Here is a 25,484-nt window from a genome sequence, read left to right as displayed (position 1 = left end):
AAGCTCAACGCAGGCTTTCGTCCCACATTTCGTCGGAGATCTTTTTCAGATCGAACGGCTCTTTAGGACGGACGCCGAGCTTTTGAAGATCGGCAAGGATCGATTCCCGGCGGCGTGGGGCTTTGACGCTGTCCGCCAGCACATCGCGCACCTGCTGCTCGACCGACACGCCTTGTTCAGCCGCGCGCTGGCGCAGCTTGGTCTCGAGGCTCTCGTCTACATTGCGGATCGTCAATGTGCCCATTTGCTGGCTCCTCGGTGGAGGGCAGGAATGCTGACAATGTATGCATTACCAGCATTTCAGACAAGCTAGCTGATCTGCCAGCCGATCCAGGCGAGGAGGGCGGCGATGACCCAGAGGGCGACGCGGCCGGAGCGGGTGTGGCGGGCTTCGGCGCGGCCGATCTTGTGGGCAGTCTCGTCGTCGAAGCGCAGGCCGTGTTCGGCCATGGCGTCGATCTCACGCGACAGGCGCTCCGTGCGGGCAGCGATTTCCGGAGCTTGGCGGGCGAGGGCAACGATGGCGTGAACGCCTTCTCGGGCATCGTCTAGCATGCCCTTGGGGCCAAGATTGTCGCGTATCCAGCTGCCGACGACAGGTTCAGCCGCGCGCCACATGTTGAACGCGGGGTCGAGCGTGCGCGCGACGCCTTCAACGACAACCATCGTCTTTTGCAGGAGAACGAGCTCGGTGCGCGTTTCCATGTCGAAGAGCTCTGTGACTTCAAAGAGCAGCGTCAAAAGACGCGCCATCGAAATCGTCTCGGCTGGCTGGCCGTGGATCGGTTCGCCAATGGCGCGGATGGCTTGTGCAAACGCGTTCACGTCATGAAGGCGCGGCACGTAGCCGGCTTCAAAGTGCACTTCGGCGACGCGACGATAGTCACGGGTGATGAAGCCGTAGAGGATTTCGGCGAGGAAGCGGCGTTCCTTCTTGCCGAGACGTCCGGCTATGCCGAGATCGACGGCGACGATGGTGCCATCGGCTTCGACGAAGAGATTGCCCGGATGCATATCAGCGTGGAAAAAGCCGTCGCGCAGCGTGTGGCGCAGGAACGACTGGATCAGCGTGACCGCAAGCTTCGGCAAATCGTGCCCGGCTGCAATCAGCCCGTCGATGTCGTTCATCTTGACGCCGTCTATCCACTCCATGGTGATGACGTCGCGCCCGGTGCGCTCCCAATCCACCCACGGAACGCGGAAGCCCGGATCAGCCTTGGTGTTCTCGCCAAGTTCGGAAAGGGCTGCAGCCTCGAGCCGCAGATCCATCTCGATCTTGGTGGTCTGGGCAAGGCCGCGTGTCACTTCCACCGGCTTGAGACGGCGGCTCGACGGGATGAAACGCTCCTGCATGCGCGAGGCAAGGAAGAAGCTTTCAAGGTCCGCATAGAATCGCTGGCGCACTCCCGGCCGGATCACCTTGACAGCGACCTCTTGCTCGACCCTATTTCGCATGATGCGGGCAGGGTGGACCTGCGCGATCGAGGCGGCGGCGATTGGTTCGCTGAAGTCGGAATAGAGGTCGTCAAGCGGACGGCCAAGCGAGCCTTCAATCGCGCTGACCGCCTCGGCGGTCGGGAAGGTGCTCATCTTGTCTTGGAGCTTTGCAAGCTCCGTCGCGATCGCGGCTCCGACCACATCCGGGCGCGTCGCCAGAAACTGGCCGAGCTTGACATAAGAAGGGCCAAGCCGGTCCACGGCGCGCGACAGGCTAAGATCGCGGCTGCGGCGCGTCGAGCTGCGACGCGCCAGCAAGCTGGCAATGCGCCAGCCAAGCTTTGGCATGCCGTAAAGCTGTTCTCCGGGCAGGGCGGCGATAACGCCCTCACGGGCCATCACCCAACCCGCACGGGCGAGCCGGAACCAAGCGATGATGGTGCTCATGCGCTCTGCAGCCTCAAAGCTTCCAGCCAGAATGGCAAGCTGCGATGCCGCTTGAATAATCGCGCCAGGTCACACGCTTGAAACCGGCACCTTCGATCATCGCCGCAAAATTCTTCTGGTTGGGGAATTTGCGGATGGATTCGACGAGATAGCGGTATGGCTCGCCGTCGCCGGTCACCGCATCGCCGATCCGCGGGATCGCGTTGAACGACCATGCGTCGTAAAACTTGTCGAGGCCTGGCATCGTGACTTCGGAAAACTCGAGCACCATGATGCGGCCGCCCGGCTTGAGCACGCGGTAAGCTTCCTGAAGCGCGACGTCGATGCGAGGCACGTTCCGGATTCCGAACGCGACCGTGTAGGCATCGAAGGTATTGTCTTCGAAGGGTAGCTCCTCGGCATTGGCCTCGACGAAATCGACGTAGGCGGAAAGGCCGCGTTTGTCGGCGCGGTCGCGCCCTACCGAAAGCATCGATCCGTTAATGTCGAGAACGGTGGCGTGGGCGTTCCGCCCGGACGCCTCGACGATGCGGAAGGCAATGTCGCCGGTGCCGCCCGCAACATCGAGCAGGCGCCAATCAGGGCGCGTCTTTGGGGGATTGAGCCAGGTGACCATCGCGTCTTTCCAGACCCGGTGCATCCCCGCTGACATCAAATCGTTCATGAGGTCGTAGCGGCCGGCCACCTTGTGGAAGACCTCATTTACGAGGCCCTGTTTCTCACCCTTGCCAACCTGACGGAAGCCATAGGCTGTTTCCATACCGCCGCCTGCTGCGGTCGTACGCTGTTCGGACATACGCGTCACCTGTTCGAATTTGAGCCGGACCATAGCCGATCAGGCACCGGCGCGCTATTGTTCATGGCGCGATTAAGAGCCGCGCCTTGCGCGAAGCCATGCCGGAGGTGTGAATGGTGCTGAAGGCCGAGATCCACTGCCACATCGAGGGCGCGGCATCTCCCGAGCTCGTTCTTGCACAAGCCCGCAAATACAATGTGCCGACGGATGACCTCATTCGTGGTGATTCCTTTATCTGGCACGACTTCACAACCTTCCTTGCCGCGTATGATCGCGCGGCAGATCTCTTTCGCACGGAAGATGACTACGCCCGGCTCGCCGAGCACTATCTAAGTTCGCTGGCGCGCGATGGTTGCATCTATTCAGAAGTGTTCACTTCACCCGATCATGCGGTGCGCGCGGGCCTCTCGCCCCAAGCCTACACGGATGCGCTGGGCGAAGGCATGCTGCGCGCCAAGGCGAAAACCGGGATCGAGGGACGGATGATCGTCACCGGCGTTCGCCATTTCGGTGTCGAATCGGTCGAGGCGGCAGCCAGATTCGCCGCCAAGTGCAAACATCCGCTGGTCAGCGGTTTCGGCATGGCGGGCGACGAGCGATCTGGCGAGACCGAGGATTATGTCCGCGCCTTTGAGATTGCGCGGGAAGCGGGGCTCGGCATCACGGTGCATGCGGGCGAATTCGGCGGCTGGGAAAGCGTTGCCAACGCGCTCGACCATCTGCGACCCTCGCGCATCGGCCACGGCGTTCGAGCAATCGAGAATCCCGACCTCGTCAGGCGGATCGCAGACAGTGGCGTGGTTCTTGAAGTTTGCCCGATCTCGAACATCGAGCTTCGGGTCTATCCATCGCTGGATGAGCATCCTTTTCCTGCGCTGCATGCGGCCGGCTGCACGCTGACGCTGAATTCGGACGATCCGCCGTTTTTCCGAACCTCGCTCAAGCGCGAGTATGAAATTGCCGAAAAGCAGTTTGGCCTCTCCACCCGCCAATTGCAGAAGATCACCCGAAATGCGCTGGAGGTCGCCTTTGTCGACCGGCAGACGCGCCGTGAATTGCTCGCGCGGCTCGATGCGTCAGTGAAGCTGCGCTGACAAATCTGTGGTTCCGGGGTTGCCACGGTGTTCCAACCGCGTAGGAGAAGCTAGGAATGAACGCAGTAACCAGTATCCGGAGAGACACATGCAGGGCGTAACGGTCGTCGATCATCCACTTGTGCAGCACAAGCTGACCATCATGCGTGACAAGGATACGTCGACGGCAAGCTTCCGCCGGCTGCTGCGCGAGATTTCGTTGTTGCTCTGCTACGAGGTGACACGCGATCTGGAACTGACGACGCGCACCATCGAAACGCCGATGGTCACGATGGAAGCACCGACGCTCGAGGGCAAGAAGCTGGTGTTCGCTTCGGTGCTGCGCGCTGGCAACGGTCTGCTCGATGGTATGCTCGATCTGGTCCCGGCAGCGCGCGTCGCGCATATCGGCCTCTACCGCGATCAAGATACGCTGGAAGCAGTTGAATATTTCTTCAAGGCGCCGAGCAATCTTGAAGATCGCCTCATCATCGTTGTCGATCCGATGCTGGCGACTGCCAATTCGGCGGTTGCAGCGGTCGACAAGCTGAAGGAGCGCGGCGCAACGAACATTCGGTTCCTCTGCCTGCTCGCGGCTCCCGAGGGGATCGAGCGCTTCACAACGGCGCATCCGGACGTTCCGGTCTTTACCGCGTCAGTTGATGAGAAGCTGAACGAAAAGGGCTACATCCTGCCGGGGCTGGGTGATGCGGGCGACCGTATGTACGGAACGAAGTAGGCGCCGACGCATCCTGACTTCACATCAAAACACCTCTCCCGGATCGGGGAAGGTGTTTTGCATATGAGATGGCGATTTTCGACCTGCCAGTATCAGTCGCTGCGATAGAGTAGCCAGTTCTTCATCAGCCCGCCCTCTTCGAGGTGAGATGCGCGCGTCACTCGGTTGCGGCCAGCGGCCTTTGACGCATAGAGCGCCCGGTCTGCACGGCGATAAAGGTCGTCTGGCCCCTGTGCCTGGCTTGACATGCAAAGCCCGAGCGAGACCGTGACCGGTCCGTAATTGGCACCGGTAGAAAAGTTGATGAAGGGCGCCGAATGGACAGCTTCGCGGATATCTTCTGCCAGACGGGCGGTCCTGTCTTCATTGTATCCGTTCACGACCAGGGCGAACTCCTCGCCTCCGGTCCGGGCAACGAATGCGTTCTCGCCTGCGGATGAGCGAATGATGTTGGCGACAAACTGGATGATGCGGTCGCCCACCGGGTGACCGAAGCGGTCGTTGATGGACTTGAACCTGTCTATGTCGACGAGGATCAGGGCGCCGAAAAGTTCGCCGCGAGCATCGTCGTAGATGCCCGTCAATGTCCGATCAAATGCGCGACGGTTGTAGAGCTGTGTCAGCGAATCGGTCTCGGCCAGCCGCTTGTACTTTTCCAGGGTCGACTTCATTTCCTGAAGTTCGTTCGACCGGTCATTGATGGTTGTGGTGATCGCACTGCGACTGTCGATGGTGGAACGCGTTGCCGTGGCGGTGACGTTGAGGATCTTTTCCAGAAACTCGCGGTTGAGGGGTGGCCGCGACTCGAGCCCGGTCGAGGTTTCGCAGAGTATCTTGCCGTAGGTCTCCATCGTTGAGCGCTCCTTCCTCAGGAGGCTCAGAATCTCGGAGAGCTTGTCCATGATGGAATCGCGCGCTTCGCAGACCTGCCATTCATCATTGCGATGCAGAAACTTCCGAGCGATCTCGTCGAGATCTTTTTGACAGGGGCGGGACCCTAGCGCTGAAATGGCGGCTGACAATTCCTTGTTGGATGTGGTGATGGCCTCGTAGAAGAGTTCATAGTTGCGCGGAAGCCCGGCCACGGCAAGCTGGCGCATGGTGTAGACCACCGTCGCCGCAGGATCTCGCCGATTCCCCGAAGCTTCATTGGCGCGAGGCGGCGTCGACGCCGCTTGTGATGCCTGTTTTCCGGTGGCCAATGGTTCCCCCCTCTGCACTCCTCTGTGCGGCAGCGGAAAGCTCAAGCGAGCCAGAAACCACCGCTGAGCACAGCATTCATGCAGTCACCTCACCCGAAACCTAACGCAACGTAATTAAACTCCAGTTAATCGCTCGCTTACTACTTCTGGGGTCCAGTTGTTTGGCGGTTGAGACTTGGTGGCAGGTCTCTCGTCGGCCAGTCGCCAGGTGCGAGGGTTGACCGGCTGGCGGATTGCGGTTTGAAACTGGTCCTGACGAACAGCGAACAGGACCGCCATGCCGCTTCGACTTATCTTCATGGGAACGCCCGAGTTTTCTGCGCAGACCCTGCGTGCCATTCTCGATGCTGGTCACGAGGTCGTAGCGGTTTACTCGCAACCGCCGCGCCCGGCCGGCCGTCGGGGCCTGGAGTTGACGAAATCGCCGGTACATCAGCTGGCAGAAGCAGAAGGCATCGAGGTCCGAACCCCGGTCTCGCTCAAACAGGAGACGGAACATGAAGCGTTCCGGGCGCTGGGAGCAGATGCAGCAATCGTTGTCGCCTATGGGCTGTTGCTGCCGAAGGCGATTCTTGAGGGTACGCGCCTTGGTGCCTTTAACGGTCACGCCTCGCTGCTGCCGCGCTGGCGCGGAGCTGCCCCAATTCAGCGTTCCATCATGGCGGGCGATGAGCGAACCGGTATGATGATCATGAAGATGGACGAAGGCCTAGACACCGGTCCGGTCGCGATGACCGAAGAGGTGCCGATCAACGGCGAGACGACTGCCGGTGCACTCCACGATGAACTGATGAACGTCGGCGGCCGGTTGATGGTCAAGGCTCTCGCAGCTCTTGAAGCAGGAACGCTTAAGCTGACGCCGCAGGAAGAAGACGGCGCAACCTACGCCCGGAAGATCGGCAAGGATGAAACCCGCGTTGACTGGTCGTTGCCGGCTGCGCAGGTGGACAGGCACATTCGCGGTCTCTCCCCATTTCCGGGAGCCTGGTGCGAGATGAAGGTTGGAGAGAAGGTCGAGCGCGTCAAGTTGCTGCGCTCCATCCTGGCCGATGGGGCGGGCGAGCCCGGTGAGATTATCGCGGACGGCCTTGTCGTGGCCTGCGGACAAGGCGCGATCAAGCTGATCGAAGTTCAGCGCGCTGGCGGCAAGCCGATGTCCGCCGATGAGTTCCTTCGCGGCGCAAAACTCGTTAAGGGAGATCGATTCCTCTGAAAGCCGGACCCAGCCAATGCCCCGCTACCGTATCGACATCGAATATGACGGCCAAGGCTATGCCGGCTGGCAGCGCCAGGCGGATCTGCCGTCGATCCAAGGTGCGATAGAGCAGGCGATCCTCGCTTTCAGCGGTGAAAGCGTGACGATCAGGGGCGCTGGCCGCACCGACGCAGGGGTGCATGCTACGGCACAGGTCGCGCATTTCGATCTGCCCCGCGACTACGCCATCGAAAAGGTTCAGGGCGCACTCAACGCGCATCTGAAGATGGCCGGTGATCGGGTGGCGATCCTGTCCGCCACGCGCGTTCCGGATGATTTCGATGCACGCTTTTCGGCGAAGTCCCGCCATTACCTCTATTCGATCCTGAACCGTCGTGCGCCCGCGGCGCTGATGCGCGGCAATGTCTGGCATGTCCCGCGCCCGCTTGATGCGGAAGCGATGCATGAGGCCGCACAGCGCCTGCTCGGCAAGCACGACTTCACCACCTTCCGCTCAGTTCAGTGTCAGGCAGCAAGCTCGGAAAAGACGCTCGACCAGCTTGATGTCGTGCGCAACGGCGATCTGGTAGAAGTTCACGCCAGCGCGCGATCGTTCCTGCACAATCAGGTGCGCTCGATGGTCGGTTCCCTGAAGCGCGTTGGCGAAGGCGCCTGGAGCCCTGATGATCTGGAAGCGGCGCTAAAGGCTGCAGACCGCTCACGCTGCGGTCAGGTTGCGCCGCCGGATGGTCTTTACCTGACCGGCGTTGATTACTGAATGGGTGGGACGCCGAGCAGATCCTGAAAACCGAACAGGACCATCATCGACGCAAGCAGCATTGCGGCAAAAACGCCGCTCGCAACCGCCGGTCCCTTGGCGAGGGCCGAGTTGGTCAAGCGCCATGACAGGACAAGGCTCGCAAGAAAAATCATAAGCGCGAGGGTAACAGCCAGGTCCTCACCACCGGGCCAGAAGAGACGCAGCAGGTTGGTAGGCAGCATGAACCAGGCGAACAGCGCCGTTCCCCAATTTGTCGCGACGACATAGTGGATGAAGCGGTCGCGGATGCCGATGAGATTGGCAACCAGCGCAAGGCCGATAAGTGGCAAGATCCATGCGCTCAGATCGACGAGCGCCATACGCAGGACGAGACCGAAGCGACCGGCTGCGCTGCTGTCAGCTGGGGAAAGCTCCACCGCCAGCGAGGCCCAGCCGGCGAGCATCACCGGCAGAGCGACGATGATTGCGTAAAACGAATTCCAGAAACCATCGACGCTGATGTCGAGCAGTTTTATGCCCTCGCGCCGGCCGGTCATCATGTGCCAGACGCCGAGCAGGTGACGGTGAACATCAACGGAAGGCAGCATGATCAGCGGAACCAGTCTTCAAGGAAACGCTGGTAAATCTGCGTCAGGGTCTCAAGATCTGCAAGCGCGACGCGCTCATCGACCATGTGCATCGTCTTGCCGACGAGGCCAAACTCTACGACCGGGCAATAATCCTTGATGAAACGCGCGTCGGATGTGCCGCCAGAAGTCGAAAGACCTGGCTTTCTGCCAGTGATGCTCTCGATGGAATTGCCGAGCGTGTTGATCAGCTTCTCATCCCCGGTCAGGAAAACGTGGCTCGGGTTTCCGCGCCAGGCAAGCTCGTAGTTGATGCTGCTGGATGCGCCTTTGCGCAAGCGTTTGTCGCTCGCTGCGCGCGCCAGACGGGCCTCGATTTCGGCCTTGACGGTTTCGACGGTCCAGAGGTCGTTGAAGCGGATATTGAAGGTCGCTGTCGCCCTGGCCGGGATGACATTGGTAGCGCGATTGCCGACGTCGAAGGTGGTGATTTCCAGGTTTGATGGCTGAAAATCTGCCGATCCTTCATCGAAGACAGGGTCGAGAAGGGCATCGACAAGCGTCATCAGGCCACGGACGGGATTGTCTGCCAGATGTGGATAGGCGACGTGGCCCTGGCGTCCGTAAACGCTGATGTCGCCTGAAACCGAGCCGCGTCGCCCGATCTTGATCATGTCGCCCAACGTGTCGGGATTCGTTGGCTCACCAACGATCGAGGCATCCCAGCTCTCGCCCCGCGCGGCGGCCCATTCCAGCAATCTGACGGTGCCGTTTATCGCCGGGCCTTCCTCGTCGCCCGTAATCAGCAGGGAAACGGAGCCTTTCAGCGGACCGTTCGCCGCGACATGGCGGGCGATTGCTGCAACGAAGCAGGCGATGCCGCCCTTCATGTCGACCGCGCCGCGCCCATACATGAAGCCGTCGGAGGTTTCGGCGGAAAAGGGTGGGTGGGTCCAGGCAGCTTCATCGCCGACCGGCACCACATCAGTATGGCCGGCAAACATCAAATGTGGACCGTTGCCCGACAAACGGGCGTAGAGATTTTCCACGTCTGGAGTGTCGATGTCGGAAAATGTCGGCCGATCGATCGTAAAGCCCAGCGGCTGCAGCATTCCGGCAAGGGCGGTGAGCGCACCGCCTTCCGCCGGGGTTACCGACGGGCAGCGGATGAGCGATGCAAGGTTCTGGGCGGGATCGATCGGGAGGGTCATGGTCCGCGAGGGATAATGCAATCGCGGCTTCATGTCATCATGCCGAATTCGGCCCCGCCGAGGGCTGAGCCGCTACGCTGGCGCGTTGGTGGTGCGGGCGTACTGGTTCGCTCCTGGTGTTCCAGGAAGAACGCACAGGGCGATAAACACCAGAAAATTGAAAAACGGCACGAACAGCAGGGCCGAGAACGTTCCCGGCTTGCCGAAATCGTGAAACCGCTTGGTACCAAGTGCAGCCTGCGCCCACAGGGATGCGATCAGCACGATGCTGAGTATCGCTTCCCAGCCTGCGCTTCCTGCACCGGCCTGCTCAGCAAGGATCATCCGGTAGGTGATGAACACCACTGTGATCATCATCAGCATCCCGGCCAGAAAGTAGGCCGCACGATTGATGCGGCCGGAAAAGCTGAAGAAAAGCCAAAAAATCTGATTGGTCGCCAAAATGCCGAATCCACTACTCTAAATCATGGGACATGATGGGGGGTGCAGCGCACCGGATCAATCCCGCAGCAAATCGTTGATCGAGGTTTTAGAGCGGGTCCGCTCGTCCACTTTCTTGGCGATGACCGCACAGTACAAGTTCGGGCCGGGCTCGCCATTGCCCATCGGCTTGCTTGGCATCGACCCCGCAACCACGACGGAATAGGGCGGAACCTCGCCGTATAGGATCTCGCCTGTCTCGCGATCCACGATCTTCGTGGATTTGCCGATGAAGACACCCATGCCGAGTACGGCTCCCTCGCGAACAATGCAACCTTCGACGACTTCCGAGCGTGCGCCGATGAAGCAATTGTCCTCGATGACGACCGGACCAGCCTGCAGCGGCTCGAGTACGCCACCGATGCCGACACCACCGGACAGATGGACGTTCTTGCCGATCTGAGCGCATGAGCCGACCGTGGCCCAGGTGTCGACCATGGTGCCTTCGCCGACATAGGCGCCGAGATTGACGAATGAGGGCATCAGGATGGCCCCCGGCGCGATGTAAGCGGAACGGCGGACGATTGAGCCTGGAACCGCGCGAAAGGCGGATTGCTCGAACTCGTTCGTCGACCATCCGTCAAATTTCGAGGGTACCTTGTCCCACCAGGCTGCGTCGCCCGGACCGCCCTTGACGATCTCCATGGGATTGAGACGGAAGGAAAGAAGGACAGCTTTCTTCAGCCATTCATTCACTTTCCAGTTGCCGTCATCTTGCCGCTCGGCAACGCGAGCTATTCCTTTGTCGAGAAGTTCAAGTGCTGCTTCCACTGCGTCGCGAACTTGACCGCGGGTCGATGCGTTGATCGCATCCCGCTCATCGAAGGCCTGCGCGATGGTCCTTTCCAAGGATGCAAGATCCTGTTTGGTCATTGTAATGGTCCATTATGCGCTGTTAAGGCTGAAGGGAGAGTGATTGGGAGGTGGCATCCCTCTGGCCGGCGCGGAAAATATTCGAAGCATGGTGAGGGGTCAATGACACTCCGAGTTCAAGACAACAAACAGGAACAGGACCGCAAACACATGACTCCGGAAGAAGAATCCGGCTGGACGCCGCTGCCGCACTCGGGCGAAGACCTGGAGCGGGCCAAGGCTGTCCCGGATACGCCGCAGACGCGTGCCCCCGCTTATCGCCTCGCCTGGGACGACGAGGATTTCATGACCCGTCGCGAGTTGCGCCCCGTTCGGTTGCAGCTCGAGCTTCTGAAGCCCGATCTTATCCTGGCGGAGCGGGGTATTCGCTCGACGGTCGTCCTGTTCGGCGGAGCGCGCATTCCGGAGCCGGGCGGTGAAGCCTGGGCTGCCAAGAACGAGACGCAGAAGAAGAATCTTCTCCAGAACGCGAAATATTACGAAGAGGCACGCCGCTTCGCTCGCCTCTGCTCGGAAGAATCCGCAAAGTCGTATTATCGCGAATTCGTTGTTGTTACGGGTGGTGGTCCCGGCGTCATGGAAGCAGGCAATCGCGGGGCGGATGATTGCGGCGCGCCGTCGATCGGGCTCAACATTGTTCTGCCGCACGAACAGGCTCCCAACCTTTTCGTTACGCCCGAACTTTGCTTCAACTTCCATTATTTCGCGATCCGCAAGATGCACTTCATCATGCGCGCGAAGGTGGTGGCGATTTTCCCGGGCGGCTTCGGGACGATGGATGAACTGTTCGAGACGTTGACCCTGATCCAGACCGGCCGGATGGAACGCGTGCCAGTGATCCTGTTTGGCAAGGAGTTCTGGAGCCGCGCTATCGATATTGATTATCTGGTGGAGCAGGGGACAGTGTCCCCGGGCGACGAGAACATCATCGACTACGTCGATACGGCCGAAGAGGCATGGAATATCGTGAAGGAATTCTACAGTCTGCCATAAGCCAGGCGCGGGCCATCAAGCCGCACGCGATCGTGATGCCGGTCAAAGATGATCGATATCTTCGAAAGGGTGCGGCGGGAACGTTCGAGCAGGAAATTTCACCGCAACGTGACTTCCCGGTGATGCGCCCAATGCCTACTCTCCCTGGAGAAAATCGTCGTTTGACGTTGCTAGCTGTTCGGACAAGTCTTTGCTCATGAAACTCCTGACCGTGCTCACGGTGGCCTTTGGTTTTGCTATTTCTCCAGCGCAAGCTGCAGAACCCGGCAAGAGGCCGAAGGGGGTTGTGGAGCTTTTCACAAGTCAGGGTTGCAATTCCTGTCCGCCCGCCGATGAATATTTGTCGCAACTTGCGCTGGAAGGCGACGTGGTGGCCCTGTCCTACCATGTCGATTACTGGGACTATCTCGGGTGGCGCGACACGCTCGCCACCTCAGACAACACGCAGCGCCAGCACCAATATAGCCGGGCATTCGGCACACGCAGCGTCTACACGCCTCAGGCGATCATCAATGGCCGTCAGGAGGTCAACGGCGCCAAGCGCACGCTCGTCGACAATGCCATCAACGAAATGGCCGATACAATAGACGGGATGATCGTCGATGTTGACGTCTCCTACAGCGGCGACACGCTGGTCGTTGAGACGAGCGGCGTCGAAGGCTGGAGCGGAGATGCTCACGTCGTCCTGGTTTATTTCGACAGAGCGACAGACGTGAAGATTGAGCGCGGCAAGAATTCGGGCCGGCGCTTCACCTACCTCAACTCAGTCAACGCCTTTCACACGGCTGGTAAATGGCACGGTAAGGCGACGCGCCTGGAACTGCCGATGAGCGAGATCTCCCGCAAGGCGCCGGGTGGCTGCGCAGTCCTGATTCAGTCGATGAAGCAGGGCGGGTTGCCTGGCGCTGTGCTCGGGGCAGCCATCGTGCCCCGTGAGGAAAGCTGGTAGTCTCAACCATGTCTCCAGGCGCCAGGTGTTGGTTTCGGGACAAAAATCCGCGTGAAAACAAGAATCTGCGGCGAGGCGCATGACCCCGTTTAGCCGCGACGCGCTATAGGCTTCAGACGCGCTATAGGCTTCAAAAGCAAAAACCGGCTGCAATTTCTCGCGACCGGTGGAACATTCTCGTATGGATTGTGGTTGCGTCGGAAGGGAATATCCGGAGTTGGTTCGATCCGACGCTGACCCCGTGGGCGGGGGGCTTGGGGTTACAGGGCCATGCCGGACCGAACCGTCTCAGGCAACGTTTGTATGTTCAGGGCAGATTGTGTTCTGAATGTGTAAAAATTGTGGCAAAAATAAGTCGCTCCATCACCTATAAAAACAGTGCTGTGATGTTCGTGATCTCAGGTCCACTGTACGGAAAATGCCGGCTGCTTTTGAGGCTTGCAAATCTGCGCCGTCGGGGCGAGGCTTCCCGTCGAGCAACGTCGCGGAAGGCTGGCTATGACCAATCACAATGCGGGAGCGGAGGATCAGGACGGTTCCGCAATAGTGATACCTTTCGGTGAGGTCAGGCGCGAGAAGGCTGACCTTCCGATAACATTCCATCGGCGAGAACTCGACCAGATCCTCAAGATTTACAGTGAGATGGTGGGCGCTGGCGAATGGCGGGATTACGCGATTGACCATTTGCGCGACAGAGCCGTGTTCTCGGTCTTCCGACGTGCGAGCGAAGTGGCCCTGTATCAGATCATCAAGACGCCTGCCCTTGCGCGCAAGCAGGGCGCTTATTCCGTTGTGGCAGCGAGCGGGTTGGTTCTCAAGCGTGGCCATGAGCTTGATCGTGTGCTCACAGTATTTGACAAGGCGCTGAAGCTGGTTCGTGCGTAAATGTTCGTAAACCGCGTCGTTTAACGGTCCAGTCTCGTTTCAATTTTAAGATTATGGCCCGAACGCACATGTGAGGCAGGGGTCATGGCTGGGACGTCATCGCGGATTGGCTGGGTCGACACCGCCAAAGGCATCTGCATCGTCTTCGTTGTCATGATGCACTCGACGCTGGGCGTCGGTCAGGCACTTGGCGAGACGGGCTGGATGCACGACGTTGTCGCATTTGCGCGTCCTTTCCGAATGCCGGACTTCTTCTTGATATCGGGGCTGTTCCTCGGGCTTGTCATCGACCGACCCTGGATCCGCTATATCGACCGGAAGGTCGTTCATTTCCTGTATTTCTACATACTTTGGCTGACGATCCAGTTTGCTTTAAAGGCACCGGGGATGGCGATGGAAAATGGCATGGCGGCCCCGTTCGTTCAGTACCTCCATGCCTTCATCCAGCCATTCGGCACGCTTTGGTTCGTCTACATCCTGCCGATCTTTTTCGTGCTGACACGAATGCTGAAGAGCTTGCCCGTCTGGTTTGTTCTGACTTGCGCGGCCATCTTCGAGATCCTGCCGATCCACACGGGCTGGATGCTGATCGATGAATTTTGCGCACGCTATGTCTATTTCTTCGCGGGCTACGCGCTGGCAGCACGCATATTTGCGCTGGCCGACTGGGCGGCAGCCAACCGCACAGCCAGCATTTTGCTGCTCGTGCTTTGGGCGCTGGTGAACGCCGCGCTCGTCTTTTCGCCCGTCCCCTGGTCTTTGGAATTTGCGGTGCAGCCGCTTGGCGCAGCCGAAGGGGAGGCGGGTCTTGCGGCGCTTCCATACGTCTCGCTGGCACTTGGGGCAGCGGGAGCGATGGCGATCGTAACGGTGTCAGCGCTGGTCGCAGATGCTTCCTGGTCGCGCTGGCTGAACTGGATCGGCGCGCATTCGATCGTGATCTATCTTGCCTTCTTCCTGCCTATGGCCGTGGCACGCACGGCGTTGATCCGTCTCGGCATCATCACGGATGTCGGAACGATCTCGCTTCTGGTCACAATGGCAGGGGTGATAGGCCCGGTGATGCTCTACGCGCTGATCCAGATGACCGGATGGGGGCGTTTTCTGTTCGAGCGGCCTGACTGGGCATATATTGACAGGGCGCCGGCCAAGCCGCAGCTGGCCGCCAGCCCTGCTGGATAGGTCTTACGAGTGGGCGAAAATGTCCTGTTCGTCCCAGCCCATCAGGTCAAGCTTGGCGCGGGTCGGCAGGAACTCGAAGCACTTGGCCGCTTCTTCCGTCCGACCATCGCGCTGCAGCCGATAGAGCAGTTTATCACGCAGGGCGTGCAGATAGAGCACGTCCGATGCGGCATATTCCAGCTGTTCCGGTGAGAGGGTTTCGGCGGCCCAGTCCGACGACTGCTGCTGCTTGGAAATGCTGACACCCAGAAGCTCGTTGCAGATATCTTTGAGGCCGTGACGATCCGTGTAGGTGCGCACCAGACGCGAAGCGATCTTGGTGCAGAAGACCGGCTGGGGCATAACGCCGAACGCGTTGTAGAGCACGGCAAGATCGAACCGACCGAAGTGGAACAGCTTGGTGATCGCCGGATTGCCAAGCAGCGCGACGAGGTTCGGTGCCTCCTTCTGGCCCGCATCGATCTGGATCACGTCGGCAGTGCCGTCGCCGGGCGAGATCTGGACCACGCACAGGCGGTCGCGATGCGGGTTGAGGCCCAGCGTCTCAGTGTCGATCGCGACAGCATCGACATTGTAGTTCGCCAGGTCTGGCAGGTCGTTCTTGTGGAAACGGATGGTCACGCAAAACCCCTTATGCAGTGAGCGCGGCAAGGATGCGCGCCCAGCTTCTCTGTCCCTTGTGGAAGGAGGACAGCTCGTATTTTTCATTCGGCGAATGGATCCGGTCGTCGTCGAGCGCGAAGCCGACGAGAAGTGATTCCATGCCGAGCAGCTTCTGGAAATCTCCGACGATCGGGATCGAGCCGCCCATGGCGATGGTCAGCGCCTGCTTGTTCCACTCATCCGACAGGGCCGACTTTGCCCTGGTGACGATCGGCGAATCGTAGGAGAGCTGGATAGCGGGCGAGCCGCCATGCTTTTCAAATGTCACCGAGCAGTCGGCTGGGAGGCGCTCCTCAACGAAAGCACGGAAGGCCGCGCGGATCTGCTCCGGATCCTGCTTGTGCACGAGGCGGAACGACACCTTGGCGCTGGCCTGCGCCGCAATCACGGTCTTGAACCCTTCGCCTTCATAGCCGCCGGAAATGCCGTTGAATTCGGCGGTCGGACGTGCCCAGACAAGCTCAAGTAGCGAGCGATCCTTTTCGCCCGAAGGGATCGACAGACCGATCTCGCCGAGGAATTTTTCGGGGGTGAGGTTCAGCGCGTCCCAGGAAGCTTTCACCTGAGATGGAGTTTCTTCCACGCCATCGTAGAAGCCTGGAATGGTGACGCGGCCATTCTCGTCGTGAATGTCGGCAAGGATCTTTGCCAGAATACGGATCGGGTTGGCGGCGGCACCCCCATAATGGCCCGAATGCAGGTCGCGATTTGCAGCGTGGATCGTCACTTCTTCGCCGACGAGGCCGCGAAGGCCGACGCTGATCGCAGGCGTATCGCGATCCCACATGCTGGTATCGCAAACCAGTGCGAAGTCAGCCTTCAACTCTTCCTTATTGGCTTCAAGGAATGGCTTCAGCGAAGGCGAGCCGGTTTCCTCCTCACCCTCAAAGAGGAGCGTGATCTTGCAGGGCAGGCTGCCGTGAACAGCCTTCCACGCCCGGCACGCTTCGACGAAGAGCATCAACTGGCCCTTGTCGTCTGATGAACCTCGACCGGTGATGATCTTGCGGCCAGGTTCGACCTCCTTCAGCTTCGGATCGAACGGGTCATCTTCCCAAAGCTCAAGCGGATCGACGGGCTGGACGTCATAGTGGCCGTAAAAGAGGACGTGCGGTGACCCCTCAGGGCCCTCATGATGGGCGACGACCATCGGATGGCCGCTCGTGTCGCGAACGCTGGCGTCGAACCCGATCGACTTCAGGTCATCCACCAGCCATTCAGCAGCGCGGCGCACGTCCGGCGCATACGCCTGATCCGTCGAGATCGACGGAATTCGCACAAAGGAAAACAGCCTTTCGAGGCTGGCATCCAGGTCGGCGTCGAGGCGGTCGAGGACTGGTTGGATGGCAGACATTGCAGAGTCCTTTCAAAAAGATCGGGAGGAACCTATCCCCCCGATCCATCGTCGAAAACCCCTCGCGTTGCGTCAGAAGAAGACGAAGCTGACGAGGATGAAGGTCGGAATGAGAATCGCGCCGGACCACAGCATGTAGCCAAAAAAGCTTGGCATGTTCACGCCTGCGTTACGGGCAATTGCATAGACCATGAAGTTTGGCGCGTTGCCGATATAGGTGTTCGCCCCCATGAACACGGCACCGGCCGAGATTGCCAGAAGGGTCTTCGACAGCGTTGTCATCAATACCTGCGGGTCGCCGCCTCCCATCTCGAAGAACACCAGATAGGTCGGCGCATTGTCGAGGAACGACGACAGGATGCCGGTCATCCAGAAATAGGCGAGGTTGTCAGGGGTCCCGTCAGCATTTGTCACCAGAGCGACAAGCGGAGCGAATCCACCGTCGAGGCCCGCCTGGAGGATCGCGATGACCGGGATGATGCACACGAAGATCGCGGCAAAGATCTTCGCGACTTCGAGAATCGGCCCCCAGTTGAAGCCGTTGGCCTCGCGGAACTCCTGCTTCGATACGACGAGCGAAACGAATGCGAGGACGACAATGATCGCGTCGCGCAGGAGGTTCTGCAACTCAAGCTCCACGCCGTGGATCGTGAAGGAAATGCCTGGCTTCCAAATGCCGGACATAAGGATGGCTGCGATAACGCCGAGAAGCAGGGGAATGTTTACTAGCCCGCGAATGCGCACACGCGTGTCCGGGGTCGGGTCGACAACTGGCGCCTGCGCGCCTTCGCGGCGGTAGAGATAGGTGTCCAGCAGGAAGAACGCGCCGAGGACGATTGCCGTGATGAAGGCGGCCATCGGCAGCATGTGCGTGGTGGTCCAGAAGAAATCCACGCCGCGCAGGAAGCCGAGGAAAAGCGGGGGATCACCGAGCGGGGTCAGCGAGCCGCCGATATTCGAGACGAGGAAGATGAAGAAGACGATCACATGCACATTGTGACGACGATTGTCGTTTGCCCGGATCATCGGGCGAATCATGATCATGGATGCGCCGGTCGTGCCGACGATCGAGGCGAGGATCGCACCGATCAGGAGCAGCCCCGAATTGACCATTGGTGTGCCGTGAATGTTGCCGGATACGAGGATGCCGCCCGAGATGGTGAAGAGGGCAAACAGCAGGATGATGAACGACATATATTCGAGCAGCATCGTGTGCAGGACCGAATAAAGCGCCGTGCCAAAGCCGTAGCCCAGCACCATGGGCAGTATCACAAGGGCTGCCCAGGCGGCCGAGATCTTCCCGTAATGATGTTCCCAAACATGCGCGAAGAAGAGCGGACCTGTCGCAATACAGAGCAGGATACCAGCAAAGGGCAGCGCCCAAAGGAGCGACATGCTTGCCCCTGGAAGACCGTGGCCTTCGGCAGCAAACGTGACCTCTGGCGCTACTGCAAAGCAAATGAGCGCCACTAACAACCGGAGCATGAAATGCATGTGACTTAATTCCCTTCCCGTGCTGGCGAGTTTCATAGACGCCATGAACGCTGCGGGGAAGCAAAATCGGCCCTTTGCTGCACCGGCGCGCCTTTCCGCCGCCCTTTGACCCTTTGCCTTTGGGCCAGAAGTGATTATGAAGCGGCAGTACATACTTACGGAGAGCCATCGATGACCGCCGTCGCAAAGGTGCCACCACTCGTTACCGTTTTTGGAGGTTCAGGCTTCCTGGGACGCCATGTAGTGCGTGCGCTCGCTCGCCGCGGCTACCGCATCCGGGTCGCCGTGCGCAATCCCAACGTCGCGCACCACCTTCAGCCGCTGGGCAATGTCGGCCAGATCCACGCTGTTCAGGCAAATTTGCGCGTTCGCTGGTCTGTTGATCGCGCCGTGCAGTGCGCCGACCACGTCGTCAATCTCGTCGGTATACTGTTTGAGAGCGGACGTCAGACGTTCGACGCGGTTCAGGATTTCGGTGCCCGTGCCGTTGCAGAAGCTGCACGTGCCGCGGGTGCGTCCCTGACCCATGTTTCAGCCATCGGCGCCGACATCAACTCCGAGATCGGCTATGCCCGGACCAAGGCGCGGGGCGAGCAGGCTGTCCTTCAGACTGTCCCGGACGCCGTTATCATCCGCCCGTCGATCATTTTCGGACCGGAAGACGGTTTCTTCAACCGCTTCGCCAAGATCGCCCGGATGTCGCCTGTGCTTCCGCTGATCGGCGGTGGCGAGACCAAGTTGCAACCGGTCTATGTCGCCGATGTCGCCGAAGCGATCGCCTGCGCCGTTGATGGTGAGCTCGAAGGTGGCCGCACCTACGAATTTGGCGGTCCAGAGACCGTGACGTTCAAGCAGTGCCTCGCAAAGCTGCTCGATGTGACGGGCCGCAAGCGTCTGCTGGTTTCGCTCCCCTGGGGGATTGCCAAGCTGCAGGGACGTGTCCTTGGGCTTTTGCCGAACCCGCTTCTGACCGCCGATCAGGTCGACATGCTTCGGAGCGACAATGTCGTATCCGCCGAGGCGGAGGCCGAGAACCGCACCCTTGCCGCCGCTGGTATCCAGCCGCAGGCAATGGATGCAATCTTGCCAGGCTATCTGTGGCAGTACAGGCGGGCGGGGCAGTTCACGAACCCGAACGCAGCCTGAGCCAGCCTTGGAAGCCATTGCTACGCTACTGCCCGAGGGTATCGGGCCGGCAGTGGCCGGGCTGCTCATCGTCGCCTCGTTCTTCACCTCTGCGCTGACCGCTGCCACCGGCGTTGGCGGCGGTTCGCTGATGCTCATGCTGATGGGCATGTTCATCCCCGTCGCCGCGCTGATTCCGGTTCACGGCGCAGTTCAGCTTGGCTCGAATTCGGGCCGAGCCTGGTATCAGCGTGCGAATGTCCGCTTCGATATCTTCCGCCCATTCCTGATTGGATCGCTGATCGGGGCCTTGATCGGCGCGTTCTTCGTGGTGCAACTGCCTGACGCGATCCTCAAAATGGTACTCGGCGGCTTCATCCTGATGATCACGTGGACGAAGATACCCGGCTTGTCGCAGATCTCGGGCGCAGGGCTGGCGATCGGCAGCGGATTGACTGCACTCGTCTCCATGTTCGTCGGCGCCACGGGGCCGCTTCTCGGCACGTTCTTCGGTCAGATAGTCAAGGACCGCAAGCAGCTCGTCGCAACGCTTGCGAGCGGCATGACTGTGCAGCATTTCCTCAAAATCGTGGTCTTCGGCCTCGCTGGCTTTGCGTTTGCGAGCTGGTTGCCGCTGGTCGCTGCGATGATCGCGACCGGTTATCTCGGGACGGTTTATGGCACCAGGCTGCTCGACAAGATCCCCGAGCACTTGTTCCAGACAGGCTTTCGAATCATCATCTCATTGCTGGCGCTGGAGATGATCCGGCGCGGTGTGCTGGGGCTGTAAAGCCTAGCCCCAGACCAGCAGGCCGATCAGCCCAAGTGCACCGACGATGATGCGCCACCAGGCGAACATCGCGTAGCCGCGCTTCGACACGAAATCGAGCAATTTGCGCACGACCAGAACCGCCGCGATGAAGGCACAGATGAAGCCGGTCGCAATGATGGGGAGGTCGGAAACCGAGAGGATATCCCTGTTCTTGTAAAGGTCGTAGGCGAAGGCGCCAGCCATGGTGGGCATGGCGAGGAAGAAGGAAAACTCTGCAGCCGATCGCTTGTCCGCGCCCAGAAGCAGCGCTCCGACAATGGTCGAACCTGAGCGCGAGGTGCCGGGGATCATGGCCAGGCACTGAAACAGGCCGATGCCAAAATAGACTGAGGTCGGATAGCGGGTGATGTCGGTATATTTCGGATTGACCGCCCAACGGTCGACCCAAAGAAGGACGAAGCCGCCGAGGACCAGCATGATGCAGATCAGGATCGGGGATTCGAATAGCACTTCCTTGATGAAAGAATGGGCAAGGGCGCCGATCACTGCGGCCGGCAGAAAGGCGATCAGGATGCCAAGTACCAAATTCTGCGTTGCTATCGAGGAAGGCAGCGTGACCAGCATATTGCGTAGACGAGCGAAATATACAGTCAGGATCGCGAGAATTGCGCCCAGCTGGATCAGAACCTCAAAGGCTTTTCCCGTTGATTCAAAGCCCATGAAATGGCCAGCCAGCAGAATATGACCTGTAGAAGATACAGGGATGAATTCCGTCAGCCCCTCGAGGATGCCTAAGAGCGCGGCACCGACGATCGTCTGTTCGCTCATGTTACAGCTTTCACATAATGGGGGACTTGCTTGTCAGCAGCGACGCGAGCGCCTATACCGACCCCTCTCAGAACGGAACCGAGACTTAGCCTCCAGGTCTCGAAAACGCCAGAGCTTTCCCGACGGTGCCATGCTGACTCTGTTCCATCATCCGCTGTTTGCCTCATGCCGATTCGTCCGCCTCGCTTTCGGCGAATATGGCGAAGAATTAGCCCTGATTGAGGAGAAGCCCTGGCTTCGACGCAAGGAGTTTTTGTCGCTGAATCCGGCGGCATCCCTGCCTGTCTTGCTGGCCGAGGGCGACCAGCCGATCGTCGGCGCAACCGTCATTTCCGAATATATCGACGAGACCCGGGGCGTGCTGATGCGCGAGCGCCGACTTTTCGTTGAAGACCCGCTCGCACGGGCGGAAATCCGCCGTCTGGTCGACTGGTATCTGGTGAAGACCGAGAGCGACGTTGTGCGTCACCTCGTTCGGGAGCGGGTGCTGAAACCTGTCATGGGTTCGGAGTTCGGCGGTGGCTCTCCTGATTCGGCGGCGATCCGCGCAGCGCGTGCAAATGTGCGCCAGCACATGAAGTACACTAACTGGCTGGCAGGAACCCGCAACTGGCTGGCAGGCACGCGCCTGACCTATGCCGATCTTGCGGCCGCTGCTTCCTTGTCGGTGCTCGACTATCTTGGCGAGGTGAGCTGGTCGGATTATCCGGCTGCACGCGACTGGTACGCACGCATGAAGTCGCGCCCGTCCTTCCGTCCGCTTCTGGCCGACCGGGTGCGCGGGCTGACTCCAGTCTCGCATTACGCTGACCTGGATTTTTGACGGAGGCGGTCCTGAAACCAGTCTCCTCAGACCGGCTTAGGACTTTCCTCGACACCGAAGCAAGAAAGCTTGGTTTCGATGCGATAGCCGTCGCATCGCCGGATGCCATACCGTTGGCGCCGCAGCGGCTGCACGAATTTATCGCCAAGGGACGGCACGCCACGATGGAGTGGATGCCGGAAACGCAGGAGCGCCGCAGCGACCCGCGCATCCTCTGGCCAGAGGTGCGCTCTGTCATCATGCTCGGGATGAATTACGGGCCGGAAGGCGATCCGACCGAATTGCTGGCTCGCAAGGACCGGGCAAACATTTCCGTCTATGCCCGGCACCGTGATTACCACGACGTCATCAAGGGCAAGCTCAAGGAGCTTGCGCAAAAATTCGCTTCGCGGACCGGGCAGGACGTGAAGGTCTTCGTTGACACCGCCCCGGTGATGGAAAAACCGCTGGCGGAAGCTGCCGGAATTGGCTGGCAGGGAAAGCACACCAATCTCGTCAGTCGGGAGTACGGTTCCTGGCTGCTCCTTGGTGCGATCTTCACCAAAGCTGCGCTTCAGGCGGATAGCCCCGAGCGGGACCATTGCGGCTCGTGCCGCGCCTGCCTCGACAGCTGCCCGACCAACGCATTTCCGGCGCCCTATCAGATCGATGCCCGGCGCTGCATTTCCTACCTCACGATCGAGCACAAGGGTCCGATCCCGCACGAATTTCGCCACGTGATGGCAAATCGCATCTACGGCTGCGATGATTGTCTGGCGGCCTGCCCGTGGAACAAGTTTGCAAAGCTTGCTTCCGAGGCGAAGCTGATTGCGCGCGAGGATCTCAAGGAACCGCGGATTGCCGACCTTTTATTGCTCGACGATCAGGCCTTCCGCACCTTGTTCAGTGGTTCTCCCATCAAACGCATCGGGCGCGATCGTTTCGTGCGCAATGTGCTGATTGCTGCGGGAAACGCGCAGGACCCCGCTTTGGTGGAGCAGATCGAGCCTTTGCTGGATGATCCGGCACCAACGGTGCGCGGCGCGGCGATCTGGGCGATCGCCCAGCTAATGGATCCTTGCAGGCTCTCACAGCTTTTATCGAAACGTCCTCAGGAGCAAGATCCTGATGTTCAGGCAGAGATCACAGCTGCATTGGGAACTCGGGAGATGAGCCATTGAGTTCGAAGATGTTCATCTTCGGAGTGGGGTATTCCGGACGGGAGATCGCTCGCCAGGCGAAGTCGCGAGGCTGGCAAATTGGCGGTACAACGCGATCTGAGCACAAGGCCGCCGGACTTCGTGCCGAGGGCATTGAGGCTCATCTCTTCGATGGAAAAACGCTGACTGCGGAACTCGCTGATGCACTGGCAGAGACGACGCATCTCGTAGTGAGCATTGCACCCGGTGAGAGTGATCCAGTTCTGGCCGCCGCGCGCGATGCGATAGTCTCGGACATGCGCCATCTTCGTTGGGTTGGCTATCTTTCGACGGTGGGTGTCTACGGCGATCACGACGGCGCTTGGGTGGACGAAGCGACCCCATGTCGGCCCGTATCGAAGCGGTCTGTACAACGCCTATCCGCGGAAAACGCTTGGGAGCACCTTGGCAACGAGATCAACCTGCCCGTGGCGATCCTGCGCCTTGCCGGCATCTACGGCCCCGGTCGCAACGCTTTGGTCAATCTTGCCAACGGTACGGCCCGGCGCATCATCAAGCCGGGACAGGTATTCAATCGCATCCATGTGGCGGATATCGCAGCGGGCGTGCTGCACCTGGCAGGTGCAGCCAGAAGCGGGATCTTCAATCTGTCTGATGACGAGCCATGCCCGCCACAGGACGTGGTTGATTATGCTGCGGATTTGATGAGGATTGAGCCACCTGCGGAAATAGAGTTCTCGGACGCGGACATGACACCGATGGCGCGCTCGTTTTACAGCGAGAACAAGCGGGTGAAGAATGCAGCGTTGAAGGATGCTGGGGGCGTTCTATCCTACCCGAACTACCGTGTAGCTCTCGACCATCACTGGCAGCAAGGCGACTGGCGCGGCGACAAAAGCTGACCTGCTCGGTTCCGGCACGGTGTGGCCTCATGTTATGATTTGCTTAACCATCCCAACGCATGGTTGAGCCATTCGTGGGGGCGCGGATTTTCGAAAGGCCGGGTCATGCGGTTGCCACATCTTCCACGCTTCGCCGCAATAGCGCTGGCCGCCATCACAGCAGCATTGCCCGCCGCAGCCGATCCGCTTGCCAAGGAAATGTTCGGCGCCATGCGCCTGCCCGCCGCGACCAAGCCTGCGGTTCACGGAACCTATTCGAAAGGGTGCTTCGAAGGCGGTCTTGCCGTCGCGGCTGATGGGCCGAACTGGCAGGCAATGCGGCTGTCCCGCAATCGCCGCTGGGGCCATCCGGAAATGATCTCGCTGCTTGAGCGGTTTTCGAGGGATGCGGTGAAAGATGGCTGGCCGGGGCTATTGCTGGGAGATATCTCGCAGCCACGTGGCGGACCCATGCTTTCCGGCCACGCCTCGCATCAGCTTGGCCTTGATGCCGACGTCTGGTTCCTGCCAATGCCGAACCGGCGTCTAACGGCTGCCGAGCGCGAGAAGATGGAGTTCGTCTCGCTGCTCAAGCCGAACTCGCTTCATGTCGATGACCGCAAATGGACCCCCACTCACGCGGCGCTTCTGAAGCGTGCAGCCAGCTACCCGAATGTCGAGCGTGTGCTTGTCCATCCCGGGATCAAGAAGAAGCTGTGCGACACGGTGCGCGGAGATCGTTCCTGGCTGGGCAAGGTTCGTCCGATCTGGGGACACGATTCGCATTTCCACATCCGCATTGGATGCCCGGCAGGATCGCCGGGGTGTAAGCGGCAGGAAGCGGTTCCGCGCGGTGACGGCTGCGATCAATCACTGGCGTGGTGGTTCACCGAAGAGCCTTGGCGCCCTGCCAAGACGCCACCGGTTCGTGCCCGTGATGTGATGCGGCTATCGGCGCTACCCAAGGCTTGTCATGCCGTGCTAAATGCGCAGGAGCCGGTTTCGGAAGCGGCGGTCACGGTTACAGGAAGTGGAACGCGGATGATCGCTCAGTCCGGAACTGCGGCAGCGCCGATCGCTGCCAACGCGTTTTTCGCAACGCCCGAGCAGAGCATCCCGATCCCATTCCCGCGTCCGCAGAATTGACTTGATGATCCGGGGCAGCTTTAACCGATTAAGCTTCTCTGCTCAGGAACATCGACTTGTCTCAGCGCTTTCGTCTCGCCCTTGTTGCCCATGACGCCAAGAAGGACGACATGGTCGCCTTCTGCGCCTCGCACGCGAACCTTCTGGTGGAGTGCGACATCACATCGACCGGAACGACAGGTAGCCTGATCGAAGCTGCAAACCCCGCGCTTTGCGTTCATAAGGTCAAGAGCGGTCCGCTTGGCGGCGACCAGCAAATCGGGGCGCTGATTGCAGAAGGCAACATTGACGCCCTCATTTTCTTTGTCGATCCGCTGACGCCGATGCCGCATGATGTTGACGTCAAGGCGTTGATGCGGCTCGCGGTGGTCTATGATATTCCGATGGCTCTTAACGTTGCGACGGCAGATCTCATTCTCGCCGGGCGCAGTCAAAGCTGATCCTCGAAGA

General features: G+C 59.9%; 27 protein-coding genes. 15 read left to right on the top strand and 12 right to left on the bottom strand.

Translation table 11 applies throughout. From position 1 onward, the window contains the following. Positions 1-4: 4 nt before the first annotated feature. From IOD40_RS09550 to ubiE, 3 genes are read right to left on the bottom strand one after another with little or no spacing between them, the layout of a single operon-like run. On the bottom strand, positions 5-286 hold the full coding sequence (locus IOD40_RS09550; RefSeq protein ID WP_325099703.1) for a FitA-like ribbon-helix-helix domain-containing protein: 282 nt from the start codon (positions 284-286) through the stop codon (positions 5-7). Positions 287-309: 23 nt separating this feature from the next. After that, positions 310-1,884 (bottom strand): 2-polyprenylphenol 6-hydroxylase, encoded by a 1,575-nt coding sequence (gene ubiB, locus IOD40_RS09545; protein WP_198476314.1) that lies wholly within the window; start codon positions 1,882-1,884, stop codon positions 310-312. Positions 1,885-1,897: 13 nt separating this feature from the next. Then, the gene (gene ubiE, locus IOD40_RS09540) at positions 1,898-2,680 is read right to left on the bottom strand and encodes a bifunctional demethylmenaquinone methyltransferase/2-methoxy-6-polyprenyl-1,4-benzoquinol methylase UbiE (RefSeq protein WP_198476313.1); all 783 of its coding nucleotides are present in this window, start codon (positions 2,678-2,680) and stop codon (positions 1,898-1,900) included. Positions 2,681-2,793: 113 nt separating this feature from the next. On the opposite strand from ubiE, the gene IOD40_RS09535 reads away from it, so the two are divergent. Then, entirely contained in the window at positions 2,794-3,774 is a 981-nt protein-coding gene (locus tag IOD40_RS09535; protein ID WP_198476312.1) for an adenosine deaminase, read from the top strand. A gap of 88 nt (positions 3,775-3,862) precedes the next feature. Beyond that, positions 3,863-4,492 carry a uracil phosphoribosyltransferase gene (gene upp / locus IOD40_RS09530; protein WP_198476311.1) on the top strand — a complete coding sequence of 210 codons (630 nt, stop codon included), beginning with the start codon at positions 3,863-3,865 and terminating at the stop codon, positions 4,490-4,492. 92 nt (positions 4,493-4,584) lie between these two features. Here upp and IOD40_RS09525 read toward each other — a convergent pair whose 3' ends face one another. Continuing rightward, on the bottom strand, positions 4,585-5,694 hold the full coding sequence (locus IOD40_RS09525; protein WP_233713916.1) for a GGDEF domain-containing protein: 1,110 nt from the start codon (positions 5,692-5,694) through the stop codon (positions 4,585-4,587). Positions 5,695-5,971: 277 nt separating this feature from the next. Between IOD40_RS09525 and fmt the strand changes: the two genes are divergently transcribed. Next, a complete protein-coding gene (fmt, locus tag IOD40_RS09520; protein WP_198476310.1) occupies positions 5,972-6,907 on the top strand; it encodes a methionyl-tRNA formyltransferase in 936 nt (311 codons plus the stop codon). A gap of 16 nt (positions 6,908-6,923) precedes the next feature. Next, positions 6,924-7,667 carry a tRNA pseudouridine(38-40) synthase TruA gene (truA, locus tag IOD40_RS09515; RefSeq protein ID WP_198476309.1) on the top strand — a complete coding sequence of 248 codons (744 nt, stop codon included), beginning with the start codon at positions 6,924-6,926 and terminating at the stop codon, positions 7,665-7,667. Here truA and IOD40_RS09510 read toward each other — a convergent pair. The 4 genes from IOD40_RS09510 to dapD all read right to left on the bottom strand — a co-directional run bounded on the left by IOD40_RS09510 (position 7,661) and on the right by dapD (position 10,800). Next, on the bottom strand, positions 7,661-8,257 hold the full coding sequence (locus IOD40_RS09510) for a transporter (protein WP_198476308.1): 597 nt from the start codon (positions 8,255-8,257) through the stop codon (positions 7,661-7,663). The two genes, truA and IOD40_RS09510, sit on opposite strands and share 7 nt — an antisense overlap. Positions 8,258-8,259: 2 nt before the next feature. Continuing rightward, positions 8,260-9,447 (bottom strand): succinyl-diaminopimelate desuccinylase, encoded by a 1,188-nt coding sequence (gene dapE / locus IOD40_RS09505; RefSeq protein ID WP_198476307.1) that lies wholly within the window; start codon positions 9,445-9,447, stop codon positions 8,260-8,262. Between the two features lie 72 nt (positions 9,448-9,519). Then, positions 9,520-9,888 (bottom strand): DUF805 domain-containing protein, encoded by a 369-nt coding sequence (locus IOD40_RS09500; RefSeq protein WP_198476306.1) that lies wholly within the window; start codon positions 9,886-9,888, stop codon positions 9,520-9,522. Between the two features lie 57 nt (positions 9,889-9,945). Beyond that, positions 9,946-10,800, bottom strand: coding sequence for a 2,3,4,5-tetrahydropyridine-2,6-dicarboxylate N-succinyltransferase (gene dapD, locus IOD40_RS09495; RefSeq protein WP_198476305.1), 855 nt, complete (start codon positions 10,798-10,800; stop codon positions 9,946-9,948). 150 nt (positions 10,801-10,950) lie between these two features. On the opposite strand from dapD, the gene IOD40_RS09490 reads away from it, so the two are divergent. The 4 genes from IOD40_RS09490 to IOD40_RS09475 all read left to right on the top strand — a co-directional run bounded on the left by IOD40_RS09490 (position 10,951) and on the right by IOD40_RS09475 (position 14,809). Further along, positions 10,951-11,793, top strand: coding sequence for an LOG family protein (locus tag IOD40_RS09490; RefSeq protein WP_198476414.1), 843 nt, complete (start codon positions 10,951-10,953; stop codon positions 11,791-11,793). A 196-nt stretch (positions 11,794-11,989) separates the two neighbouring features. Continuing rightward, complete coding sequence (locus tag IOD40_RS09485) at positions 11,990-12,742, top strand: DUF1223 domain-containing protein (RefSeq protein WP_198476304.1); 753 nt, start codon at positions 11,990-11,992, stop codon at positions 12,740-12,742. A 498-nt stretch (positions 12,743-13,240) separates the two neighbouring features. Beyond that, a complete protein-coding gene (locus IOD40_RS09480) occupies positions 13,241-13,627 on the top strand; it encodes a DUF2794 domain-containing protein (RefSeq protein ID WP_198476303.1) in 387 nt (128 codons plus the stop codon). A gap of 84 nt (positions 13,628-13,711) precedes the next feature. Continuing rightward, entirely contained in the window at positions 13,712-14,809 is a 1,098-nt protein-coding gene (locus IOD40_RS09475; protein ID WP_198476302.1) for an acyltransferase family protein, read from the top strand. Between the two features lie 3 nt (positions 14,810-14,812). On the opposite strand, the gene IOD40_RS09470 is transcribed toward IOD40_RS09475, so the two are convergent. From IOD40_RS09470 to IOD40_RS09460, 3 genes are all read right to left on the bottom strand, one after another. Continuing rightward, entirely contained in the window at positions 14,813-15,430 is a 618-nt protein-coding gene (locus IOD40_RS09470; protein ID WP_198476301.1) for a ribonuclease D, read from the bottom strand. Positions 15,431-15,440: 10 nt separating this feature from the next. Continuing rightward, positions 15,441-16,826 carry a dipeptidase gene (locus tag IOD40_RS09465; protein ID WP_198476300.1) on the bottom strand — a complete coding sequence of 462 codons (1,386 nt, stop codon included), beginning with the start codon at positions 16,824-16,826 and terminating at the stop codon, positions 15,441-15,443. 72 nt (positions 16,827-16,898) lie between these two features. Beyond that, positions 16,899-18,311: a sodium:proton antiporter gene (locus IOD40_RS09460; protein ID WP_233713924.1), complete on the bottom strand. Its 1,413-nt coding sequence runs from the start codon at positions 18,309-18,311 to the stop codon at positions 16,899-16,901. Positions 18,312-18,491: 180 nt separating this feature from the next. On the opposite strand from IOD40_RS09460, the gene IOD40_RS09455 reads away from it, so the two are divergent. After that, entirely contained in the window at positions 18,492-19,466 is a 975-nt protein-coding gene (locus tag IOD40_RS09455) for a complex I NDUFA9 subunit family protein (protein WP_198476298.1), read from the top strand. Between the two features lie 7 nt (positions 19,467-19,473). Beyond that, the gene (locus IOD40_RS09450) at positions 19,474-20,235 is read left to right on the top strand and encodes a sulfite exporter TauE/SafE family protein (protein WP_198476297.1); all 762 of its coding nucleotides are present in this window, start codon (positions 19,474-19,476) and stop codon (positions 20,233-20,235) included. Between the two features lie 3 nt (positions 20,236-20,238). Here IOD40_RS09450 and IOD40_RS09445 read toward each other — a convergent pair whose 3' ends face one another. Continuing rightward, positions 20,239-21,045, bottom strand: coding sequence for an undecaprenyl-diphosphate phosphatase (locus IOD40_RS09445; protein ID WP_198476296.1), 807 nt, complete (start codon positions 21,043-21,045; stop codon positions 20,239-20,241). A 130-nt stretch (positions 21,046-21,175) separates the two neighbouring features. Here IOD40_RS09445 and IOD40_RS09440 point away from each other — a divergent pair, with 130 nt between their 5' ends. From IOD40_RS09440 to IOD40_RS09420, 5 genes are all read left to right on the top strand, one after another. Beyond that, complete coding sequence (locus IOD40_RS09440; protein WP_198476295.1) at positions 21,176-21,868, top strand: glutathione S-transferase family protein; 693 nt, start codon at positions 21,176-21,178, stop codon at positions 21,866-21,868. After that, the gene (gene queG, locus IOD40_RS09435) at positions 21,865-23,028 is read left to right on the top strand and encodes a tRNA epoxyqueuosine(34) reductase QueG (protein ID WP_233713915.1); all 1,164 of its coding nucleotides are present in this window, start codon (positions 21,865-21,867) and stop codon (positions 23,026-23,028) included. The genes IOD40_RS09440 and queG overlap by 4 nt, the downstream gene beginning before the upstream one ends. Further along, entirely contained in the window at positions 23,025-23,909 is an 885-nt protein-coding gene (locus IOD40_RS09430) for an SDR family oxidoreductase (protein ID WP_233713914.1), read from the top strand. Before queG ends, IOD40_RS09430 begins: the two co-directional genes overlap by 4 nt. A 105-nt stretch (positions 23,910-24,014) precedes the next feature. After that, positions 24,015-25,034 (top strand): penicillin-insensitive murein endopeptidase, encoded by a 1,020-nt coding sequence (gene mepA / locus IOD40_RS09425; protein ID WP_198476294.1) that lies wholly within the window; start codon positions 24,015-24,017, stop codon positions 25,032-25,034. Positions 25,035-25,090: 56 nt separating this feature from the next. After that, positions 25,091-25,474 carry a methylglyoxal synthase gene (locus IOD40_RS09420; protein ID WP_198476293.1) on the top strand — a complete coding sequence of 128 codons (384 nt, stop codon included), beginning with the start codon at positions 25,091-25,093 and terminating at the stop codon, positions 25,472-25,474. Positions 25,475-25,484 lie beyond the last annotated feature (10 nt).

It is taken from the genome of Aquamicrobium zhengzhouense, assembly GCF_016124105.1.
GTDB lineage: Bacteria > Pseudomonadota > Alphaproteobacteria > Rhizobiales > Rhizobiaceae > Aerobium > Aerobium zhengzhouense.
This window is presented reverse-complemented; position numbering and strand designations above follow the sequence as displayed.

Coding starts and splice junctions, on each gene's coding strand:
- ubiB (WP_198476314.1), bottom strand. CDS start 1,884: ATGAGCACCATCATCGCTTGGTTCCGGCTCGCCCGTGCGGGTTGGGTG.
- ubiE (WP_198476313.1), bottom strand. CDS start 2,680: ATGTCCGAACAGCGTACGACCGCAGCAGGCGGCGGTATGGAAACAGCC.
- IOD40_RS09535 (WP_198476312.1), top strand. CDS start 2,794: ATGGTGCTGAAGGCCGAGATCCACTGCCACATCGAGGGCGCGGCATCT.
- upp (WP_198476311.1), top strand. CDS start 3,863: ATGCAGGGCGTAACGGTCGTCGATCATCCACTTGTGCAGCACAAGCTG.
- fmt (WP_198476310.1), top strand. CDS start 5,972: ATGCCGCTTCGACTTATCTTCATGGGAACGCCCGAGTTTTCTGCGCAG.
- truA (WP_198476309.1), top strand. CDS start 6,924: ATGCCCCGCTACCGTATCGACATCGAATATGACGGCCAAGGCTATGCC.
- IOD40_RS09510 (WP_198476308.1), bottom strand. CDS start 8,257: ATGCTGCCTTCCGTTGATGTTCACCGTCACCTGCTCGGCGTCTGGCAC.
- dapE (WP_198476307.1), bottom strand. CDS start 9,447: ATGACCCTCCCGATCGATCCCGCCCAGAACCTTGCATCGCTCATCCGC.
- dapD (WP_198476305.1), bottom strand. CDS start 10,800: ATGACCAAACAGGATCTTGCATCCTTGGAAAGGACCATCGCGCAGGCC.
- IOD40_RS09490 (WP_198476414.1), top strand. CDS start 10,951: ATGACTCCGGAAGAAGAATCCGGCTGGACGCCGCTGCCGCACTCGGGC.
- IOD40_RS09485 (WP_198476304.1), top strand. CDS start 11,990: ATGAAACTCCTGACCGTGCTCACGGTGGCCTTTGGTTTTGCTATTTCT.
- IOD40_RS09480 (WP_198476303.1), top strand. CDS start 13,241: ATGACCAATCACAATGCGGGAGCGGAGGATCAGGACGGTTCCGCAATA.
- IOD40_RS09475 (WP_198476302.1), top strand. CDS start 13,712: ATGGCTGGGACGTCATCGCGGATTGGCTGGGTCGACACCGCCAAAGGC.
- IOD40_RS09465 (WP_198476300.1), bottom strand. CDS start 16,826: ATGTCTGCCATCCAACCAGTCCTCGACCGCCTCGACGCCGACCTGGAT.
- IOD40_RS09460 (WP_233713924.1), bottom strand. CDS start 18,311: ATGCTCCGGTTGTTAGTGGCGCTCATTTGCTTTGCAGTAGCGCCAGAG.
- IOD40_RS09455 (WP_198476298.1), top strand. CDS start 18,492: ATGACCGCCGTCGCAAAGGTGCCACCACTCGTTACCGTTTTTGGAGGT.
- IOD40_RS09445 (WP_198476296.1), bottom strand. CDS start 21,045: ATGAGCGAACAGACGATCGTCGGTGCCGCGCTCTTAGGCATCCTCGAG.
- IOD40_RS09440 (WP_198476295.1), top strand. CDS start 21,176: ATGCTGACTCTGTTCCATCATCCGCTGTTTGCCTCATGCCGATTCGTC.
- mepA (WP_198476294.1), top strand. CDS start 24,015: ATGCGGTTGCCACATCTTCCACGCTTCGCCGCAATAGCGCTGGCCGCC.